Genomic DNA, 19,295 nt, shown 5'->3' with positions numbered 1-19,295 from the left:
CCGTATCGTTGAAGATCCGAGTGAGGCTCGAGCGATGTCTACCTGGGGCTGAACGCAGTCAAGTCTCAATCGGAGGTGAACGTTGCGACCCATCGACCTCGCCAGGGAACACGGGTTGTCCACACAGGCGATCCGTAACTACGACGACGCGGGCGTCCTCCCGCCGACCGCACGCAGCGAGACCGGCTACCGGCGCTACACTCCCCTGCACGCGCAGGCTCTGCGCGCCTTCCTCGCGTTGCGCGGTGGCCACCGGCACCAGCGGGCAGTGGAAATCATGCGCGCGGTCAACCGCGGCGACACCGAGTCCGTCTACCGGCTCATCGATGCCGCACACATCGCGCTGCTCGCCGAGCGCGATACCCGTGCCGAGGTCGCAACGGCCCTCGGCGCCCTGTCCAGCACGGCACCGACCCCTGTCCATGGTCGACCGCTGACCGTGGGCGAACTCGCGCGCCGACTCGGCCTGCACCCGGCCACGCTGCGCACCTGGGAGACCCAGGGCATCCTGCACCCCGTACGCGAGCGGGCAACGGGCTATCGCGAATACGGACCGGACTGTGTGCGCGACGCCGAGATCGCACGGCAGTTGCGCCAGGGCGGCTACCCGCTGCCCCAGGTCGCCCAGTTCCTCGATTCGCTGCGCGAGGCGGGCGGGGCGGACGCGTTGAGCGCCTTCCTCGACTCCTGGCAGGACCGGCTGAGCACGCGCAGCCGTAACCTGCTCGCCGGCGCGGCCCAGCTCGACACCTACCTCACCATGCTCGATCAGACGGAGCCGAGTGCAGCGGGCGAGAGGTAGCCGAGGCGATGCGCGTCAGCCCGGTTCGGTGGACAGGGTGATGGTTGTCCACGCGCCCAGGTGGATCCGGTCGCCGCTGCGCAGCGGGACCGGGGTGTCGGCGGGGATCAGATCGTCGCTTCCGTTGAGACTGGTGCCGTTGGTGGAACCGAGATCGGTGATCGTCAGCGCGGTCGGGGTCAGTCGCAACATGGCGTGCGCGCGGGACACCCCGGCGTCCGCGGGGGCGAGGCCGAGGTCGATATCGGGTTGCACCCCTTGGGACACGCTGCGCTTTCCGATGAGGATATCGGTGCCGCGCAACGTGATTCGTCGCTGCGGGAAGTAGCTCGGGAAATCGACCCGGTCGGTGTCGGGGCCCTCGCGTGCCACCACCCGGTCATAGAATTCGCGATCGGCGGTGATGGTCGCGATCCAGGCGATGTGACGCACTTCCGTCACGGTCGCGATCACCGGCGGATTCTCGGGCACCGTGGAGGGGTCGGGTGCGCGCTCCACGACCGTCGGTCGCGCGTCGCCGACCGACGGTAGCGGCTCCCCGCTCGCGCCGAGCGCCGAGTCGTGGCCGCAGGCTTCGCAGAATCGGCCGCTGCTGGGCTGGCGGCACGACGGGCACAGCGCCACGCCGGTGGCCGGGCCCTCGATCGGCGAACCGCACACATCGCAATAGTCGGTGGCCAGTGAACGATGCCCGTCCGGGCAGGTAACCATCTGTCTCACCCCTCCTTGCGGACCCGTTTGGTCTTCGTGGAGCGGGCGTCGAGGGCCATCTCGTCGGCGGCGTTCACGGACGCGCGCAGACGCACCGTGCCATTGTGCTCGTCCACCTCCACCACGCCGCGCAACAATTTCGCCGTGCTCTCGTTACCCGATTCCGCCGCCAGTTCCACCGCGCGGCGCAATTTCGCCGTCGCGGTTTCGGCATCGCCGGAATTGCGGGCCGCCAAACCCTCCCGCACGGCCTGCGCCAGTTCGGCCTGACCGGTGTAATGCGCTACCCGCCTGCTGATCCGGGCCGACAGATCGGTTTCGGTGGTCCACACCGCGCGCACCAACCCCTGACCGACGACTTCCTCGCCCGCGACCACGCTGACCCTGGCGGCGAGTTTCTCCCGACCGGGTGCGGCGGGTTCCACCCGCACCTGCACGTGGTAGTCGCGTTCCTCCGCTCCCCACGCGCCCAGCGGGTACTCCCCCACCTGCCCGCCCACCTCGGTGCGCCGGCCCGTGAGATCCTCGATGGTCGGCGCGACCTGTTTCACGAAACGGACCGCCGCACCCGCGGGCGTCCACACGCGCAGAGTGAGTTCCGGGATCGCCTTCGCCATCGATGACCGCGCCATCGCGGCGAAATCCTCGGCGAGTCGAGCCGGATCGGCGACGATATCGACCGTTCCGTGCAGCGCGGAGGCGATGGCGCGCAATTCCTCTACCCGCCAGTCGGTTCCGACACCGCGGCAGTCACAGGTGAACGCGCCCTCGGACTGCTCGATCTCCGCGGCCAGGGTCGCCGGATCCTCGTGCTCGTTCTTGCCGTCGGTGAGCAGGATGGCGTGCACCATCGCACCCTCGTGCTTCTTCGCCAGTTGCCTGGCAAGGCCGAGCCACGTGCCCATCGCGGTGCCGCCGGTGGGACGCAACTTCTGCAGGTGCTGGCGCGCCGCCGCGCGGGTCTCGCGGTCAGCGGGCACCGAGGGTACATGGGTGGGATAGATCAACTTCGCCATCGATGTGCCCTGCACGATCGCGAAACGGGTGCCGTCGGGCAGCACGTCCAACGCGGCGAGGGTGGCGGTGCGGGCGCCGTCGAATTTCCCGCCGGTCCCCATCGACCCCGAACAGTCGATGATCAGGATTTCCACCCGTTCGGGGGGCTGTCCGGTCGCGACGAATTCGGCGCCGGTCTCGATGGTGACAACGGCGTCGACGGTGCCCGCGCCGTCGGCCAAGTATTCGTTCTGGTCCACGGCCACCGAAATGCCGTTTTCCGCAACAGAACTCACAGTACTTCTCCTGGCTGGTCGATCATGAGATGGGGGCCAACGCGACCGTGATGTTGTCGTTGCCGCCACAGCGCAGCGCGAATTCCACCAGTTCGCGGGCCACGGCCATCCGGTCGGGGCCGGCGGTCAGTTCCGCCAGATCCGTCGCGTCCGGACGGTAGTTCCACAATCCGTCGCTGCACAGCAGCAGCACGCCCGCGCCGCCGGTGCGGAAAGTCCGCACACAGCTGTCCGACCACGGCTTCGCGCCGGAATCGGCGCCGAGCCACCGCAGCAGGGTGTGCGCACGCGGATCCCTCATCGCCGACTCCTCGTCCATCGCGCCCGCGTCCACCAAAGCCTGCGCGTAGGAATCGTCGACGGTGAGCCGCTGGGAGGACAGCGCGCGCGAGGAGATATCCGACGAGACGCCCTCGTTCAGCCAATACGCCCGGCTGTCACCCACATTCGCGACGGTGATCTCGACGACGCCGGTGCCGTAACCACGTACGATCGCCGACACGTAGGTGCTCGACGGCGCATGTCCCTCGATCACCGCGACCTCGCGGACCGCCTGCGCCGCGCCGGCCAGCCCCGCGAAAGCGGCCTCCGCCGGGCTGCGACCCGAACTCAAGGCGGCGAGCATGGCATCGACCCCGGCGCGGGACGCCGCACCCGAGGCCGCCTGCGGGTCCTCGGAGGTGGACACCCCGTCGCAGACCGCGATCACCGTGATCGCGGGCGCGCCCGCGGCATCGTCGAGTACGGCGGCGGCCACCGAATCCTCGTTGCGCGCGTGCGAGATACCCCGGTCGGTGACGACGCACACCGCACCCAGATCGGCCTCGAAACGGTCGGGTTGCGGCCGCAATTGTCCGCAGCCCCGGCAGTATCCGTCGGTATCGTAGTGCTGTCCGCAGGCGTCGCAATCGGCCTCGGGCAGCGGCTCGGTCCGCGGCAGGGCGACGCGGCGCGTGCCCAGTTCACGACCGCAGGACTCGCAGTACCGATCGGCGGCGGCGACCGCGGATTCGCAGCCGGGGCAGCGGGATACGGAGGTGATCGGCGGGCGCGCCGCGGTGGATACGCTCGGATCGATACTCGCGGTCGGGTTCACGGGGGCACTTTCGGCAGTGGTCGCGGGGGACGGTTCGGTCGGGGGAATCCGGGTGATCGGGGGTTCCTCCCCGGATTTCACCCGTGCGTCGGGGACGCCGCGTGCCCGGTCGACTCGCGGCGGACGCGGTGTAGTGGACGGGAGCGTGGGCGCGTCGGGGTCTCGGTCGGACCGCTCGTCGGCGTCGCGGTCGGTGTTCACAACGTCGTCCTCGGTCGAATGGAGTTGGCGCGATCGACCAACTCGATGCTGGCCCACATGTCGTCGGCCTCTCTGGCCAGCTCGCGGTAGCACCGTTCCAGACCGGTGCGCACACCTTCGCGATCCAGGCCGACGCCGAGCAGCGGGGCCCGACTACTCGGCGTCCCGCCTGCCTCGAGCCACGAGAGCGCGGCCTCGAGCACGCGCATGCGAATTCGGGCGCCGCGCCGTTTGGAATCGATCGCGAGTTGTTGCACGCGGTCGCTCGCCGCACGCAACACCGGTTCGCTCAACTCGGCCGCGCCGCGTCCGGCGAGAATCGTGTCCACCGCCGCGATACGGGCCTCGGTATACAGCGCCGACACGGGCTCCACCTGATCCAGCGCGGTCACCGCGTCCTCGCGCCTGCCCGCGGCGCCGTGCAGGCGGGCCAGGCCGAAAGCCGCGCTGACGAAACCGCGGTCGGTACGCCACACCGTGTCGTAGAAGCCGGTGGCACGGTGGACGTCGGCCGCACCGTGATCGTCGCCGCCGGTGTCAGCGGCGGCGAGTTCGGCAACCACGGCCAGAGCCAGCTTCGGCGCGGGCTCACCGGGCAATGCGCCGTACACGGCGTCGAATTCGGCGAAGGAGCCGGGAAAGTCGCCTCCCAGCAGCAGGGCCTGGGCGCGATACCAGGACAGGCGCCAATCACCCGGCAGGGTGGCGGCGAGTGCGTCGATTCGGCGCAGCGCGTCGCCGTGATCACCGATCTCGAGTGCGGCGCGCACCAGCCGCAGCGGGATCTCCACCGATTCCGCGCGCCCGGTGACCACCGAACGCAAGCCGGCCGCGAATGCCGGTTCCAGTTGCGCCGGGGAGGTTCCCGCGGTGGTCGCGAGCAGCGCGGCACCGGTATCGGCCGGGTCGACCAGCGGAACCGGGAGCGCGGCGATCACATCCGCCGGCGCGACGCCCCCGCCGACCCCGAAGACGGCGCGCGGTGGTCCGAAGAAGGCCGACATACCGGGACGCGGTCGCCCGTCCTCGGCGGCAAGCACCTCGCGCAGCACACCGGTGAGCTGGTCGGCCAATTCCTCCATCGAGGCGAATCGGGCGTCGGGATCGGGATCGGTCGCGCGCAGCAGCAACCGGTACAGCGAGTCGTGGGTCGCCAGCAGCGGTTCGGCGTCGGGACCCGGTAGCGCGCCGAAATGCCCGCCCTGCTGCGGCACATGCATCGTGAGGACGGCCAGAGTGCGCCCGACCGTGTACACCTCGGTGGCGACGGTCGGGCCGGTATGGGCGATCTCGGGCGCCTGGTAACCGATGGTGCCGTAGATGGCGCTGTGCCGATCGTCCATCGAGATCACCGCGCCGAGATCGATCAGTTTCAGCTGCTCGTCGGTCTGCATGACATTGTCGGGCTTGAAATCGCAGTAGGCCAGCCCGAGCGAATGCAGATAGCCCAACGCGGGCAGCATCTCCAGGACGTAGGCGATGGCCTGCGCGGGCGGCAGGTAACCGCCGCCGGTGTCGCGGCGGTCGCGCAGGATCTGTTTGAGCGAGGTACCGCCGACATACTCCATCACGATGTAGCCGACCGCGACGCCGTCGGACCCGACGTGCTCGACGAAATTGAGGATCTTGACGATGCTCGGGTGCTCGACCTCGGCAAGAAAGCGCCGCTCGGCCAAGGCGGCGGCCATGGCGTCGACATCGCCCGCGTTCAGCAGGCCCTTCAATACCACCCAGCGGTTGTTGACATTGCGGTCGGTGGCCAAATAGATCCACCCGAGCCCGCCGTGCGCGAGACAGCCGGCCACCTCGTACTGCCCGCCGACCAGATCGCCGCGAGACAGTTTCGGCGTGAAGGAGAATCGGGTGCCGCAGTGCGGGCAGAACCCCTCGGCGCGCCCCGGTTGCCCGTCGCGACTGCGGCCGACCGGACGTTCGCACTGACCGCAGAACCGCTTCGACTCGGCGACCAGCGGATCGGACATGATCGCCGACATCGGATCGACGCGTGGCACCCGGGGGACGTCTACCATGCCTGCGCCGAGATGACCCCGAGAACTGGATTTCGACGACGACGAGCGACCGGTGCGTACCGACGACCGCGTCCCCGCCGTGGCCGTCCCCGCTGTGGCCGTCGTCGCCGTTGGTGTCGCGGTCGATACCGCGGCGACCGTAGCGGGCTGCGGATCGGGGGCGGTGCCGCAGGTATCGCAGTACCCGTCGGAAATCGTTCCGGCGCAGCCCGGTTCGGGGCAACCGTGGCCATCGCCGACGCTCGCGCCGGCGGTAGCCGCGATGGCAGCCGGTGCGGTGCCGCAGACCACGCAATATCCGTCCTCGACGGTTCCTCCGCACCCCGGCTCAGCACAGATCATGGCTTCCTCCCCGACTTCTCCCCGATGAGCTGTTGGTAGTCGGCGATCGCACGGGTCACCGCCGCCAGGTCACACGGGCGCCGCGACAGCAGCCCGCCCGCGATCCGATCGGCCGCGACCAGATCGGCGTCGCCGTCGATACCGAGCCGCGCCGCCTTGGCCCGGTAGGCGGCGTGCCGTCCACGTAATTCGTCACGCCGATCCAGCAGACCCTGATACAGCTCGGCGGTGGCCGCGGCCCGCGCGGCTGCCTCGGCGATACGCCCACGCAACGCCACCAGGTCCGCGACGGCGCCCGTTCGTCTCCCCAGCGCCTCGAGCTCCGCGCCGAGTGGCGCGATCGTCTGCGCGTCCGGCGGCAGCGGCCCGGTGCTGATCTTCGCCTCGACCTCGGTCCTGGCCTGCGCGGCGCGTACCGTCGTGTCGCGCAACGCCTCCCAGCGAGCTCGGGTGTGCGCGATGGCCTCGGGCCAGTTCGCCGCCAACGCGGCGCGTTCGGACAACCGCGCCGATTCGTGCCGCAGGGCCGCGTCCAGTTCGCTGAGGCGCGCATCGATCTCGTCGCCGGTGAGCGCGAGCGGGTCGGTGGCCGAACGCCGCAGCAGCTCGGCGATTCCGGATTCGACGGCATCCATTTCCCCCGCGATCACACCGGCCCGGTCCAGCCGGTCCTGCAGCGGTGCGAGCCCCGACATGACGCGGGTGTTCACCGCGTCCACCGCGTCCAGGAATTCGGCGATACGCGGAAAGGTCGTGCGCATACGGTCCAACGTATCGGCCAGACCGACGAACAGTACAGACTCACTCGGCCCGGTCAGCGAACGTTGGGCCATCGGAATCGGGGTGCGCGACGCCTCGTAGGGGCGTCCGCGCAGTAATCGCGTCAGTTCGGCGCGATCGCTGTCGTCGAGCCGGGAGCGGGTGCCGCGCAGAGTTCGCGCGGAATCCAGGATCCCCCGCATCCGCCCGTAGTCCTGCCACATCAATTCCAGCGCGTCGCGCACCGCGAGCCACTGCCGTTCGGTCAGGCCGGTCGGCGGGAACCGGCGGATCAGGGTCAGTCCCTGGTGTTTGTCCAGTTCCAGCAGCGTCGCGGTGATCTTGGCGAACTCATTCGTGCGGAAGGTCAACTCGGCGTCGATTTCGGCGAGGGTGAGGATCGGCCCGGCCACCATGTTCATCGGTCCCGATCCGGTGCGGTCGGCACGGGCCACCTCAATCCGAGTACCGGGGAACGGGCGGGCTCTGGGCGGTGCCGAGCACGCCGAGCCGCTCGTTGTAGATCCGCTGCCAGGTGCCGTCGAGGCGGATTCGTTCCAGCACTCCGTTGACGAAGCGGACCAGATCCGGGGTGCCCTTGGCCACGCCGACCGCGTAGGCACCCTCACCGATCGAATCGCCGACCACTTCCAGATTTCGGTCCTGGGCGGTCAGCCCGAACAGGATCGGATCGTCGCCGCTGATGGCGTCGACATGCCCCTGTTGCAGCGCGGCCAGGCAGTCGGTCCAGTTGGTCACCCCGAGCACCGTCACCCGGGCGGGCAGCGAGAACAGCGGGGCCGCTGAGGTGGTGCCCTTCGCGACGCAGACACGTTTGCCGCCGAGATCGTCCTTGGAGCGGATACCGGACCCCCTCGGCGCCAGGATGCGCTGGCTCGCACGGTAGTAGACAGCGGAGAAGTCGACGTCCTGGCGGCGCTCGCAGGTCGCGGAGAAGGTGCGCACGATGAGGTCGACCTTCTTCTCCCGTAGTGAGGTAAGGCGTTCGGCCGCGGTGACCGAACGCAATTCGACCTTGTCCGGATCCCCGAACAGGGCGCGGGCGATCTCGCGGGCGATATCGATGTCGAAACCCTCGAGCTGGCCGGTGGCGGGGTTGCGGAAACCGAACAGATAGGTGTTCTGGTCGACGCCGATCCGGACCCGGCCGTTCGCGATGATCGCCGCCATCGCCGAACCCGCGGGCATCGCACCCGGACTCGGCAGCGCGCCGGGGCGCAGGGTGGCCTCGGAGTCGCAGTCGGTCGCCGATTGCGGCGGCGTGGTGATCTCGGCGAATTCGTGCGGCGCCGGATTCACCGCGGTAGCGGGCAGCGGGTCGGGAGCCGGTATGCCCGCACCGCATCCGGCGATCAGCAGACATACCGCGGCGAGTGCGGCGCGTATCGGCCCGTGGTTCACAGGAACTCCTTCAGCCGAGGCCACAGGCCGACCACGATGGCGGCGGCCGCGCCGAGCATGAGCAGCAGTGTCACCGCCGGACTCCAACTCAGCGCGTCGCCCGCGTCGTTGACACCGCCGCGCAATTCGTTTCGGGTGCGGGTGAGATCGGCGCCGAGTGTCTTGTCCACGAGGGCGAATCGGGACGCCGAACTCTCCGGTCCCGCGCCGATGGCCTGCGCCAGCGCGGCGTTGTAATTCGCCGCGCGGTATGCCTCGACCTGAACCCGGTGGCCCTCGGTCCATTCGGTGAGGCTGGTGTCGGCGGGCGAACCGGTGCCGAGCACGGTCACGACCCGCTCACGCAATTGCGCGACATGGGCGCTGTAACTCTCCTCGCCCGCCGCGATATCGCCGCGGGTGATGAGTTGCAGCGTCTCGTCGGTTCGCGCCTGCTGCGCCAGAATTCGCGCCTCGGCGAGTGTCTGGAATTCCTTGCTCGCGCCGGAATCGTCGTTATCCATGGCCGCGGCCGCGAACGCGGTGGAGGCCACGATCCACACCAGCGCCAACGCGGTCGCGCCCGCCGCGGCGACCAGTCCGAGGTTGATCCGTCGATTGGTGCGCCGCAACAACAGGTAGGAGCCGCCGCCGCAGGCGAGTAACACCAGAAGCAGCAATCCGATGGTGGTCACTGGCATGGCGGCGATCCGGCGCTGATCGTCGCGCACCGCGGCGGATCTGGTCGTGCTCAGGTCCTGCGCGTTCTTCAACAGCGAGTCCTGCATGAGTGCCGACGCCTCGCGCAGATAGGCCGAGCCCACCGGGAATCCCTGACGATTATTGGCCCGTGCCGTTTCCACCAGACCGGTGAACGAGGGCAGTTCGGCGGAGATGCGCGCGACAATGGACCTGGTCCTGGCATCGGAAGCGCCCGCGGTCGCCTCGGCCAGCGCGGCGGCGGCGTCGGCGAGGGCCTGCTGGTAGCGGGCGCGCACGGCGGGGGTTTCGATACCACCGGAGAGGAAGGCTTCCGCGGCTGCCGCGTCGGCGGCCGAGAGCGCCACATAGAGTCGTTGCGCGGCGAACGCGAGCGGCTCGGTGTGCTCGAGTACCTGCTCGTGCCGGGATACCTTGCCGCCCAGTTGATTCGCGCCGGTGAATCCGGCGAGCAGACACAGCACTACCGACACGACGACGACCGCGACTATCACACCAGGCGTCGTCCCCGCGAAGCGCCGCGACCATGCCGCACCGTTGTGCATGGTCGTCGGCAGCCGTGGTCCCACACCGTCCCCCTTCGATCACCCGGCGGAGTATCCGACCGCGATAGTACGGGAGATCTGGCACTCTTTTGCAGCGCATACCCCTCGTATTCGGTGTCCTACCACCCGACTGACACCACTTCATCTCTCGTTGCAGCACCCGAACTGCTCGCCGCAGGGTCAAGCGGGCGTCGATGAACGTTTCGCTGATCTCGCCGTTGACACCGGATGCGACCGCTTCGACCGTGAGCAGCCCGAGTGTCAGGCCGACCGCGTACTCGGCACTCCCGGTGATCGAATTGCGCCTTCCCGCCCCATCGCGTGAACAGCGATGGACCTACGGATTTCGGCGCATCGATCAGAGCGGTCGATTGATGGACAAGTCAGTAGTTGCCGCGCTCGGTTGGCTCCCGGGTATGCGTCTCCATGGGGCCGTCATCGAGGGCGGTGTGCGGCTCGATGTCTGCGAGTCGGGAAAGAATCGGATAACAAACGACCTGTCAACGGCACGCCAATCCTGAAGATTAGCCCCCTTTCGAGTGCCCGCGTTCTGGGTTCTTCAGCGCCCCGCCCACCTACAATATGGGCAGGTAGGTGGCATGTGTGAGGAGGGCTCGGGCCATGTCGTTCCTTGGGTGAAAGGGGCATGCTATGGGTACGTGGGAAGTCCAACCTGTTCGCAAAAACACCGTGGAAGTCGCAGATTCTGACTACCCCGAGATCAGGTACATCGTCGAAGGCTTCCGATCGAGACTGACCGTGTCGGCTTTCGAGGGCGGCGAACTCATCGAGACGAGCAGCATCTCTCGTGCGATACACGAGGTTGTCTTGGAGTCCATCGACCGCAGTGGCAACCGGGTGTTCATCGCGTTCATCCCATCAGGGGAAAGCCCGATAAGCCGGGTTGTGCAGAACGACGAGGAATACCTTGTCGAGATTTCAGGCGATGGGCATGTGGAGCACCTGAGCGGCGAGTTGAAGAAGCGAGTAATACCGGACTGTCACCACATTGATCGGCTTGGCGAAGAGCTCAAAAGGAACACCCACCTGCGGAATGCGCTGAAGGAGAATACCGAGTTCGGGTTGCGGATCTTGGTGGCAGAGAGGATCTCAAACGCGGCCAATGCTGCGTGCGCAGCAGCATGCTTGCTCTGCACACTCGGAAGCTACGCAGGTTGCGTCGCGTGCAGCTTGTGCATCGAGCTGCCAATACATGTCGAGTAGCCGTTCTTCTGCCGCAGATCGGCCAGTGGTCTGCCACGTATTTATGGCACGGTGAACAATTGGGCATCAGCAGCCCACGCGCCCGAGGGCGGGGCTGCTGCACGATGTGGTGACAGGAGTTAGGCAGCCTGCACGGCTGCTGGGGTCATGATGGTTTCGTATTCGATCGGGGTCAAGCGGCCGAGTCGGGATTGACGTCGTCGGCGGTGGTATGTGCGTTCGATCCAGGTCACGATCGCGATCCGGAGTTGTTCGCGGGTCGCCCATTGGCGACGGTCGAGGACATTGCGTTGCAGGAGGCTGAAGAAGCTCTCCATCGCGGCGTTGTCACCGGCCGCACCGACCCGCCCATCGACCCGATCATGTGGAAACCTGTTGAGCGCGTATACGAACCGCCTGGAGCGAAATTGAGAGCCGCGGTCGGTGTGCAGGACACAGCCGGCCACCTCACCACGACGAGCAACTGCGTTGCTCAACGGGTTCACCGCCAGCTGTGACTTCATGCGTGAGTCGATCGAATAGCCCACGATCCGCCCGGAGAACACGTCCTTGACCGCGCAGATATAGAGCTTGCCTTCACCGGTCCGATGCTCGGAAATATCGCTGAGCCACAACATGTTCGGCCGGTCCGCGGTGAATTTGCGGTGGACGAGATCGTCATGGACAGGCGGGCCCGGTCTGCTGCTCTTCCCACGGCGTGGTGGCCGAACACGCTCCACCACCTGTTCGTCGAACAGATCCGCCACGCGGTCCGCCCTGACATCGGCTCACCCGCCGCTTCGGCTTCATCGGCCAGGAACCGGTATCCGAACTCCGGGTCGTCGCGGTGGGCATCGAACAGGGCGTCGGCTCGGTAGGCCTCGACGATCGCGGTCGGAATGACCGGTCGGGCCAGCCACCGGTAATAGGGTTGGCGGGCGAGCTTCAATACCCTGCACGTCACCACGACGGGAATCCCATCGGCGGCGAGCTCTTTCACGAGCGGGTAGACCATTTTCCCGGCAACTGAGCCTGCGATAAATACGCCGCCGCCCGGCGCAGGACCTCGTTGTCCTGCTCGAGCAGGCGGTTGCGGCGCCGCAATTCCCGCAACTCGGCCGACTCGCCACTACTGGTTCCGAGTTTGTCACCCGCATCGATGTCGGCTCGACGCATCCATTTCGACAACGTCATCGGATGGATCCCGAAATGATGGCTGGGCGGACCGCGTGGCGGATCTGCTCGGCGAATCGGTGGTAAAGCGTGTTCGGCAAACGTCGCCGCGGCAAGGCCGGAAAACCGGGCCCGCCGGTGCATAGGCCAGCGCTGCAGCATGGGTCAACGCTGCTGCCGGGGTCACCAGCGGCGCTGTATCGCTCGCCGATCAGGCTGCCGAGATGGCGCGTGAGCAGCAATTCTTCGCCCACGAGGTCCTGTGCCGACAAACAGCGGTCCAGTTCGGCGACCACAAGCAAGCGCAACGCCTCACCGAACTCGCAAAAATCATCGAAGGACCACGCGTCATGGCCGCCGTGCTGCATGCCGAGTCGCTGGAGCGCGGCGCCCCCCGAGGGTCTGTGCGAGGCCGCGGGGCGCTATAAGCGGTTCGGTGACCGGGTCGCCGCGGCCGACACTTTCGCCCAAGCGGCGAACCTGTTGCGGGCCCGTGGTCTTCGCGGTGCCGCGCTGACCGCAGCGGCGTCGGCTGAGCGGCTCGCAGCAGCGACCGGCGCGGCGACACCCGCACTCCGTGCCCTGCAATGTCGCTGCTCGTTGACCGCGCGGGGCAACGCGAGGTGATCGCCCTGGTCGCCGCTGGGATGTCCAATCGTCAGATCGCCGAACAACTCGTCACCTCGGTCCGGACCGTGGAAGGCCACCTGTTCCGGGCATCTCAACGCACTGGCATCAGCAGCCGCGAAGGGCTTGCCGCACTGGTGGATCACAGCCAATGACACCGCGAAAACCCAACACGCCCGATACGGACCCGCGTGGGCGGTGGACCTATGTCGTCGGCCGCGAACACGTCATCGACCCCGCATTCCTGCAGGAAGGAGTTCTGCTGCGTGTGGCTGATCGTCCGTGTCATTGCTGGCGTTGAACAACGGTTCCGACGGTGACGATGGACCGGAGTTCGGCATCCAACACAATCGTCGTCTTTTCCGGCCGACTGTGCAGTTCGACCGATTTGATCGTCGTGACCGTCGCCTGGTTACCGTTGCGGATCGACACCTGGTCGCCGACGTTGACCGGCTCGCCGGTGAGCACACCGGTGACAAACATCCAACCGGCGCGGCTCGGGAGAACATCGACCCGCTCGACAACCATCCGTGAAACCTCGTTGGTCAACGGCGATCTCCTACACCAGGTCTCGACAATGACATCTTCGGCCACGTACGTTTGCTCCTCCGGACAATGTGTCATCGAATCGATGTTGCCTTCACGTATCGATGAACGTGCGCACTCTCGTGCGCGAGCGTACGGACCAGTATTTCCGGGCCTCGTAGGCCGCTGGTCCCGCAACTGGGCAGGTCTGCATCGGCGCACGCTGCACAACGGCCACACTGCAACGCCGACAGTCCAGATGTTCGCAGTGACCGAGCCCAACTTGTTGACCGAGAACGGCGCGATCCGCAGGTGAGTCTGCTGAAGAGGTTGACTACCGTGCAAAAGAATGGGCCCGCGCGAACGGCGTCGTACTGGACGACGAGTCCTGGACGCTGTGACACCGGTGCCGCAGACCTTCCGCGACTGTGTGCGAATCGCCGTGGTGCCCAAGTGCGTCGGTGTCGACGGTCGGCACACCCGGCAACCGGAGATCGGTTCTCACTGCTCGGATCGTCGCTCCGGGGCTTCGCGCCGGGTTGGGTGACACCGGGCAGACTCCACAGTGCTGCGCGCCAGTCGGTGACCGGGGGAACAGGCTGTCCCAATCGACTGGTCATGGCGAGGTAGAAGAATTCGTCGTTCCCAGGACGAAGTCCGACAACGAATATCGCTGACCTGTGCTAACGCGGAGTCTCGGTTAACTCGTCTTGCCGGCCGTCACCACGTTGGCGACTGGGCAGTCGCCCTCGCTACGGCCGCACGCGGCGAAGTCGCAGAGGCGACACAGCCAAGGTTGTGGACGGCGGTTGATGCGGGTGGAGCGTTCCTCGGCTCTGGCGAGGGTCACTGTGGTCAACATCGTGTCCAGCGCTGCTGCAAGATTGTCGATCTCGTTCGGAGACAACGCGGACAGTGCGGTCGCCAGTGACTCCTCGCGCGTTCGAAGTATCCGTTCGGCCGTGCGCCGGCCATGTTGGGTCAGGACAACGGAGACAGCCCGTCCGTCCTGTGCTCCGACGCGTTCGACGAGGCCCTCGGTGGCGAGGCGGTCGACGAGGCGGACGGTGCCCGAGTGGGTCAGGCCGAGTACGGAGCTCAGCTGTGTGACCGATCCGCCGTCGAGGAACTCGTGCATCGCGGCGAGGGTGGCCGGGGCCGACGGGCCGAGCGCCGCAATCGCTTCGACGGCGGTGTTCATCCGGTCGGCGACTACGAGGCTCAAAGCGCCCAGGACGTTGGCCGCGTGCTGGCGGCTTGACTTGGTTTGCGGCATAGCCCTAGTTTATATGTATGAGTCAGTCATATTCTACTGCGAAGCGCGGGGAGTCGACGGCGGAACCCGTGGAAGCACGGATGAAGAGCGTGGCGAATCTCGACTTGATCACAGGGATCCAGCATCTTCAAAAGGCGATTCACGCCGGTGGTGTCGACCCGCTCGTGCTCGAACTGGTCCATCTGCGGGCCAGCCAGATCAACGGCTGCAGCCCGTGTGTGTTCGCCGGCGTCCAGGAGGCGAAGAAGCATGGAGAGACCGAGGAGCGGCTGCACAGCGTGGTCACCTGGCGGGAGACCCCGTTCTTCACCGAGGAGGAGCGGGCAGCGCTCGCGCTGGCCGAGGCCGCCACCCGGATCCAGGACGGCTCGCCGGGCGTGACCGACGAGATCTGGGACGCTGCTGCCACCCACTTCGACGAGAAGCAGATCTTCGCGATCATCCTGAATATCGCACTCACCAACTTCTTCAACCGGATCAACCACACGATCCGGGAACAGGCCGGCAAGACCTGGTGAAGGCGGGCGGGCGTCATCCGTCCGGAGGCCGCGGTGGTCGACGTGGCGAAGGACGTGATCGGTCAGCTCCACCGCTGACCGATCCACCGCCACTTCCGACGGACCCCGTTCTATGCGGCGAGATCCCAAGCAACCCCAATCGATGATCATCAGGGCAGATGACGATGAGCGACGAACAACTGGAACTAACCGTTACCGATACCCGAGCCTGGCGGGAGTGGCTCAGCAGGCACCACGACAGCTCGGCAGGAGTGTGGCTGGTTCTCGCCAAGCAGAACACGACCCGGCCCACCAGCCTGACCTATGACCAGGCGCTCGACGAAGCCCTGTGCCACGGCTGGATCGATGGTCGGCTACGACGGCGGGATGAGATCACCTTCTGTCGGCGCTTCACCCCTCGCGGAAGGCAAAGTCCCTGGTCAGCGCGGAACGTTTCGATCGTCACCCGTCTGATCAGCGAGGGCCGGATGCATCCGGCCGGAATGACCGAGGTCGAACGCGCCAAGGCCGACGGCCGCTGGGACACGGCCTACGCGGGACAAGCCGGCATCGAGGTACCGGCCGACCTGGCCGCCGCATTGGCCGCGAAACCCGAGGCACAAGCGATGTTCGACATCCTCACCTCCCAAAACCGCTACGCCGTTCTCTATCGGATCGCGAACGCCAAACGCGCCGAGACCCGAGCCCGCCGTATCACCCAGTTCGTTGAAATGCTCGCCCGCGGCGAGACGATCCACCCACAAAAGCGCGCCCTCGGCAGTTGAATGCCGCCGCAGCCACCCGGAAGGGGTATCGCGGCAGGACGACTCACGATTTGCGGCAGATGGTATGCCACTATCTGCCGCAAATCCTTAGCGACGGATTCCGCCCGAATGCGCCGAGCGACACCGAATCGCCAGGTCAGCGCCGGGGAAGCTCCCCCGGCCGTGAGACCGAACCGAATGTTCCTTCCGGCCGGGTCGCAGCCGATCAGCGAATCCGGTTCCGCCAGCCCTTGATCGCTGATCGTGACGCCTGTCGCGGCGGCGGGAGCTATGGCGCGGGCGGGGCGGCGGGCCTATCGATGTACCGGTACATCGCCCAGTTCATTGCCCGCATCGCCAGGTCGTAGGACGGCGGGACATAGCGTTGCGCCCAGTACCCGACCCGGATGTCGGGCGAGGTGAAAACCATGTACCTGTTGCGTTCCACCCCGCGCACAATGGTTTTCGCCGCCGCGTCGGGGGTGACAGCGTGACGTGCGAAGATCGCCATCGCACGGCGCAGTGCCTCCGATTCCCGGTCGACGCCCGCGATATCGACGCTGTCGACCATGGGTGTCGCCATCGCGCCGGGACAGACCAGGCTGACACCGATCCCATATCGGCGCAGATCGAAGCGCAGCACCTCCGAGACGCCGCGTAACCCGAATTTCGCCGCGCTGTACGGCGCGTGCCAGGGTAGGCCGAAAAGCCCTGCGGCCGAGGACACATTCACAAGGTGCCCGCCGCGTCCGGCCGCGATCATGCGCGGCACGAACTCCTCGATGACGTGGATCGGGCCCATCAGGTCGATATCGATGGTGCGCCGCCACTGCGTGTCGGTCAGCCGCTGGACGGTTCCCCAGGTGGCGATGCCCGCGACGTTCATGACGACATCGACGCTGTCGACCTCGCGGTGCACCTGCGCGGCCAGGGCGACGACCTCGGCGTGCTCGCTGATATCCGCGACCGCCGCGAGGTGCACCGTCGCCCCGGTGGCGCGCACCTCGTCGGCGGTGCGCCGCAGGCCCTCGTCGTCGATATCGGTGAGCACCAGCGACGCCCCCTTGGCCGCGACCGCCAGCGCCGTGCTGCGACCGAGGCCGCCGGCAGCGCCGGTGACGAGGCAGCGCTTACTGTCGAGATGTGTCATGTCATCGACCATAACGTTCTGCGAACATCATTGTCTATAGAAGACTCGGGCGTGTCCGAGACAGCGACGAGAGGGGTATTCACGCCCCGCGGATCACCGCGCCGCGACCGGTCCGATGGGTCGGCGAGCGGACGCCATGGCCTGCGGGGTGCGCAATGCCGCGCTCATCGCCGGGATCCGGTATCCGATATCGGATGTGCGCAGCCGGAATTCCTGTGGCGGGCAGCCCTTCCAGCGCCGGAAGGCGCGAATGAAGGAGGCGGCCTCCGCGTAACCCAACCGGGCGGCCAGCTGTTCGGTGGTCATATCGGTGTGGGTGAGCAGTTCCTCGGACAATGTCTGGCGCACCTCGTCGAGCAGCGCGCGAAACGAGGTGCCCTCGTGGTTGAGCCGCCGCGACAGCGTGCGCGGACTCATGAACATCTCGGAGGCGACCGCGATCTGATCCGGGATCGCACCGGGATTGCGGATCAGCAGATCACGGACGGATCCGGCTACCCCGGTCCGGACGTGACGGCGTGCCAGCATATCCCGGCACATTTGTTCGCACGCCGCGCGCGCCCATTCGGTCGGGCGCGGCAACGGTAGATCCACGTACATGCGGTCGAAGGCAGCGGTGGTGCGCTGCGCGCCGAAGGACGGCCGCACGCCGAAGATCTCGCGGTATATCGCGGTGTTCTCCGGTGCCGCGTGCCGGAACTCGATCCGGGCGAGCGGTATATCGGCGGAGAACAGTTCCCGGCCGATCGTCCTGATACCGGCCAGCGCACGCTCGGTGAGGAAGGTGCGCAATTCCAGTGGGATCTGCGAATCGTCCAGGTGCAGGCGGGCCTCGCCGGAGGTTTCCTCGAAGGTGAGCCGCCCGAAGACGAAAGCGGTATCGAGGTAGCGCCGCGCGACCTCGATCACCTCGCGCACCGTCCGGCTGCTGAGCATCGCCAGACCCCACGGCCCGGCGAGCGACAAATGCGAGCGACTACCGGCCAGCGCACCCAAACCGGGCTCGCGACCGCACCGCCGCACCAGGTTCCGCACGATTCGCAGTTCCTGGCGGGCGGTGATCTCGGCGAGGGAACCGGACAGCGCTTCCGGCGGCAGTGCCGTTCCTTCCAGGCATGCCGCCACGGGGATTCCGCGTTCTTCGGCGAGCCCGAGGAGAATATGGGCGCTGGAGGTACGGCGGCGAAGATCCCAGTCGAACATGAACCCGCAATTCCGATCGAACGTGTACCAGACGGATTGGCGCAACTTATCAACGACCGGACCACCGCAAGTGTGAAACGACAAACTTTCGACCGCTTCGATACGGTTCCCGCTCAGGAGTCGGAGACGATGATTCCCATGGCGCGCGCGAACGCGGGCGCGAGATCCACCAATTGCATGGTGGTGATGGTCGCGCCCCGCATGGACTCGATTCCGTCGGCGATATCGATGCCGACCGCGCCGCGCAGATCCACCCTCGTCAAACGGGCGTTGTTCAGCAGCAGACCCTGCAGCCGCGAGCCATCGAAGGTGACATCGGTCAGCGTCGCACCGCCGAGATCGGTATCGCGCAGCACGCAGTCGACGAAGCTCACATTCCGCAACGTCGCCGAACGCAGGTTGACCGAATCGAGTTTGCAGCCCTCGAACCGCACCCGCCGCAGAACCGCGCCGCCTGCATCGACACCGGAAAGGGCCCCCGCGAGGAGTTCGACGTCCTGCCACGCGGTATCGGCGAGTTCGGTCCCCACCCAGCGCGCGTCACGCAGCCAGACATCGTCGAATCGGGTGTGGCGCATACTGCCGCGATTCATCGCGAAATCAGTGATGGCCGATTCGCTGAAACGCGCGTTGCGGATATCGGCGTCGATGATATCGACGCCGGTCAGATGGGTGCGTTCGTAGTCGCCCTCGGCTTCGGGAGCACCGTCGAACGGTTCCAGCCCGCGGGCCCACGGCAGGTCGGCGAGATCACGAGGCATGGTCGCCTCCCACGATGCGGTGGACTCTGCGGCACATCCGCCTCACGCTACGGACACCCACCGACAGCTACCGCACGCGCGGGCAGCGCGCGGCTCCGACAGTGCGATCGTTAGCCTCGGAAATGGATTGACGGGAATCGTGGTTCTCCCGTATGACCCATAGCACGGCCTCGTGCAGGGGACATAATTAGTCGGAGGGCGCAATGGCACCTGGGGT

General features: G+C 67.0%; 18 protein-coding genes and 1 pseudogene. 5 read left to right on the top strand and 14 right to left on the bottom strand.

What is annotated here, in order from left to right:
* Positions 1 to 82: 82 nt before the first annotated feature.
* On the top strand, positions 83 to 802 hold the full coding sequence (locus ABZS43_RS24940) for a MerR family transcriptional regulator (RefSeq protein ID WP_355038368.1): 720 nt from the start codon (positions 83 to 85) through the stop codon (positions 800 to 802).
* A 15-nt stretch (positions 803 to 817) separates the two neighbouring features.
* On the opposite strand, the gene ABZS43_RS24935 is transcribed toward ABZS43_RS24940, so the two are convergent.
* From ABZS43_RS24935 to ABZS43_RS24905, 7 genes are read right to left on the bottom strand one after another with little or no spacing between them, the layout of a single operon-like run.
* A complete protein-coding gene (locus ABZS43_RS24935) occupies positions 818 to 1,513 on the bottom strand; it encodes an FHA domain-containing protein (protein WP_355038367.1) in 696 nt (231 codons plus the stop codon).
* Between the two features lie 5 nt (positions 1,514 to 1,518).
* Positions 1,519 to 2,805, bottom strand: coding sequence for a VWA domain-containing protein (locus tag ABZS43_RS24930; protein WP_355038366.1), 1,287 nt, complete (start codon positions 2,803 to 2,805; stop codon positions 1,519 to 1,521).
* A 22-nt stretch (positions 2,806 to 2,827) separates the two neighbouring features.
* A complete protein-coding gene (locus ABZS43_RS24925) occupies positions 2,828 to 4,102 on the bottom strand; it encodes a phosphatase (protein ID WP_355038365.1) in 1,275 nt (424 codons plus the stop codon).
* Positions 4,099 to 6,474, bottom strand: coding sequence for a tetratricopeptide repeat protein (locus tag ABZS43_RS24920; protein ID WP_355038364.1), 2,376 nt, complete (start codon positions 6,472 to 6,474; stop codon positions 4,099 to 4,101). Before ABZS43_RS24920 ends, ABZS43_RS24925 begins: the two co-directional genes overlap by 4 nt.
* Complete coding sequence (locus ABZS43_RS24915; RefSeq protein ID WP_355038363.1) at positions 6,471 to 7,655, bottom strand: hypothetical protein; 1,185 nt, start codon at positions 7,653 to 7,655, stop codon at positions 6,471 to 6,473. Before ABZS43_RS24915 ends, ABZS43_RS24920 begins: the two co-directional genes overlap by 4 nt.
* 34 nt (positions 7,656 to 7,689) lie before the next feature.
* Positions 7,690 to 8,655 carry a glutamate ABC transporter substrate-binding protein gene (locus ABZS43_RS24910; protein ID WP_355038362.1) on the bottom strand — a complete coding sequence of 322 codons (966 nt, stop codon included), beginning with the start codon at positions 8,653 to 8,655 and terminating at the stop codon, positions 7,690 to 7,692.
* A complete protein-coding gene (locus tag ABZS43_RS24905) occupies positions 8,652 to 9,923 on the bottom strand; it encodes a hypothetical protein (RefSeq protein ID WP_355038361.1) in 1,272 nt (423 codons plus the stop codon). The genes ABZS43_RS24910 and ABZS43_RS24905 overlap by 4 nt, the downstream gene beginning before the upstream one ends.
* Before the next feature lie 627 nt (positions 9,924 to 10,550).
* Here ABZS43_RS24905 and ABZS43_RS24900 point away from each other — a divergent pair.
* Positions 10,551 to 11,123: a hypothetical protein gene (locus tag ABZS43_RS24900; protein WP_355038360.1), complete on the top strand. Its 573-nt coding sequence runs from the start codon at positions 10,551 to 10,553 to the stop codon at positions 11,121 to 11,123.
* Positions 11,124 to 11,242: 119 nt separating this feature from the next.
* On the opposite strand, the pseudogene ABZS43_RS24895 reads toward ABZS43_RS24900, so the two are convergent.
* Positions 11,243 to 12,311, bottom strand: a pseudogene (locus ABZS43_RS24895) (IS3 family transposase); the annotation flags it as partial.
* A complete protein-coding gene (locus ABZS43_RS24890) occupies positions 12,293 to 12,643 on the bottom strand; it encodes a hypothetical protein (protein ID WP_355038439.1) in 351 nt (116 codons plus the stop codon). The pseudogene ABZS43_RS24895 and the gene ABZS43_RS24890, both read right to left, overlap by 19 nt.
* A 219-nt stretch (positions 12,644 to 12,862) precedes the next feature.
* On the opposite strand from ABZS43_RS24890, the gene ABZS43_RS24885 reads away from it, so the two are divergent.
* A complete protein-coding gene (locus ABZS43_RS24885) occupies positions 12,863 to 13,057 on the top strand; it encodes a helix-turn-helix transcriptional regulator (RefSeq protein ID WP_355038359.1) in 195 nt (64 codons plus the stop codon).
* Between the two features lie 130 nt (positions 13,058 to 13,187).
* Here ABZS43_RS24885 and ABZS43_RS24880 read toward each other — a convergent pair whose 3' ends face one another.
* Positions 13,188 to 13,496: a hypothetical protein gene (locus ABZS43_RS24880; protein ID WP_355038358.1), complete on the bottom strand. Its 309-nt coding sequence runs from the start codon at positions 13,494 to 13,496 to the stop codon at positions 13,188 to 13,190.
* 631 nt (positions 13,497 to 14,127) lie between these two features.
* Positions 14,128 to 14,703: a MarR family transcriptional regulator gene (locus ABZS43_RS24875; protein ID WP_355038357.1), complete on the bottom strand. Its 576-nt coding sequence runs from the start codon at positions 14,701 to 14,703 to the stop codon at positions 14,128 to 14,130.
* Between the two features lie 80 nt (positions 14,704 to 14,783).
* Here ABZS43_RS24875 and ABZS43_RS24870 point away from each other — a divergent pair, with 80 nt between their 5' ends.
* Both ABZS43_RS24870 and ABZS43_RS24865 read left to right on the top strand, forming a co-directional pair.
* The gene (locus tag ABZS43_RS24870) at positions 14,784 to 15,221 is read left to right on the top strand and encodes a carboxymuconolactone decarboxylase family protein (protein ID WP_355038356.1); all 438 of its coding nucleotides are present in this window, start codon (positions 14,784 to 14,786) and stop codon (positions 15,219 to 15,221) included.
* Positions 15,222 to 15,385: 164 nt separating this feature from the next.
* Positions 15,386 to 15,985 (top strand): YdeI/OmpD-associated family protein, encoded by a 600-nt coding sequence (locus ABZS43_RS24865; protein ID WP_355038355.1) that lies wholly within the window; start codon positions 15,386 to 15,388, stop codon positions 15,983 to 15,985.
* 268 nt (positions 15,986 to 16,253) lie between these two features.
* Here ABZS43_RS24865 and ABZS43_RS24860 read toward each other — a convergent pair whose 3' ends face one another.
* The 3 genes from ABZS43_RS24860 to ABZS43_RS24850 all read right to left on the bottom strand — a co-directional run bounded on the left by ABZS43_RS24860 (position 16,254) and on the right by ABZS43_RS24850 (position 19,078).
* Complete coding sequence (locus ABZS43_RS24860; RefSeq protein ID WP_355038354.1) at positions 16,254 to 17,114, bottom strand: SDR family oxidoreductase; 861 nt, start codon at positions 17,112 to 17,114, stop codon at positions 16,254 to 16,256.
* Between the two features lie 93 nt (positions 17,115 to 17,207).
* The gene (locus ABZS43_RS24855; protein WP_355038353.1) at positions 17,208 to 18,317 is read right to left on the bottom strand and encodes an AraC family transcriptional regulator; all 1,110 of its coding nucleotides are present in this window, start codon (positions 18,315 to 18,317) and stop codon (positions 17,208 to 17,210) included.
* A gap of 113 nt (positions 18,318 to 18,430) precedes the next feature.
* Entirely contained in the window at positions 18,431 to 19,078 is a 648-nt protein-coding gene (locus ABZS43_RS24850) for a pentapeptide repeat-containing protein (RefSeq protein WP_355038352.1), read from the bottom strand.
* Positions 19,079 to 19,295 lie beyond the last annotated feature (217 nt).

The sequence above is a fragment of the Nocardia sp. NPDC005366 genome, from assembly GCF_040606855.1.
Lineage (GTDB): Bacteria > Actinomycetota > Actinomycetes > Mycobacteriales > Mycobacteriaceae > Nocardia.
The sequence above is the reverse complement of the archived record's forward strand: the minus strand, read 5'-3'. Positions and strand labels throughout refer to the sequence as shown.

Bases quoted from the DNA above. Each gene is read 5' to 3' on its own strand.
- ABZS43_RS24935 (WP_355038367.1), bottom strand. From the start codon at position 1,513: ATGGTTACCTGCCCGGACGGGCATCGTTCACTGGCCACCGACTATTGC.
- ABZS43_RS24920 (WP_355038364.1), bottom strand. From the start codon at position 6,474: ATGATCTGTGCTGAGCCGGGGTGCGGAGGAACCGTCGAGGACGGATAT.
- ABZS43_RS24915 (WP_355038363.1), bottom strand. From the start codon at position 7,655: ATGAACATGGTGGCCGGGCCGATCCTCACCCTCGCCGAAATCGACGCC.
- ABZS43_RS24900 (WP_355038360.1), top strand. From the start codon at position 10,551: ATGGGTACGTGGGAAGTCCAACCTGTTCGCAAAAACACCGTGGAAGTC.
- ABZS43_RS24890 (WP_355038439.1), bottom strand. From the start codon at position 12,643: ATGCAGCACGGCGGCCATGACGCGTGGTCCTTCGATGATTTTTGCGAG.
- ABZS43_RS24885 (WP_355038359.1), top strand. From the start codon at position 12,863: ATGTCGCTGCTCGTTGACCGCGCGGGGCAACGCGAGGTGATCGCCCTG.
- ABZS43_RS24875 (WP_355038357.1), bottom strand. From the start codon at position 14,703: ATGCCGCAAACCAAGTCAAGCCGCCAGCACGCGGCCAACGTCCTGGGC.
- ABZS43_RS24870 (WP_355038356.1), top strand. From the start codon at position 14,784: ATGAAGAGCGTGGCGAATCTCGACTTGATCACAGGGATCCAGCATCTT.
- ABZS43_RS24865 (WP_355038355.1), top strand. From the start codon at position 15,386: ATGAGCGACGAACAACTGGAACTAACCGTTACCGATACCCGAGCCTGG.
- ABZS43_RS24860 (WP_355038354.1), bottom strand. From the start codon at position 17,114: ATGACACATCTCGACAGTAAGCGCTGCCTCGTCACCGGCGCTGCCGGC.
- ABZS43_RS24855 (WP_355038353.1), bottom strand. From the start codon at position 18,317: ATGTTCGACTGGGATCTTCGCCGCCGTACCTCCAGCGCCCATATTCTC.
- ABZS43_RS24850 (WP_355038352.1), bottom strand. From the start codon at position 19,078: ATGCCTCGTGATCTCGCCGACCTGCCGTGGGCCCGCGGGCTGGAACCG.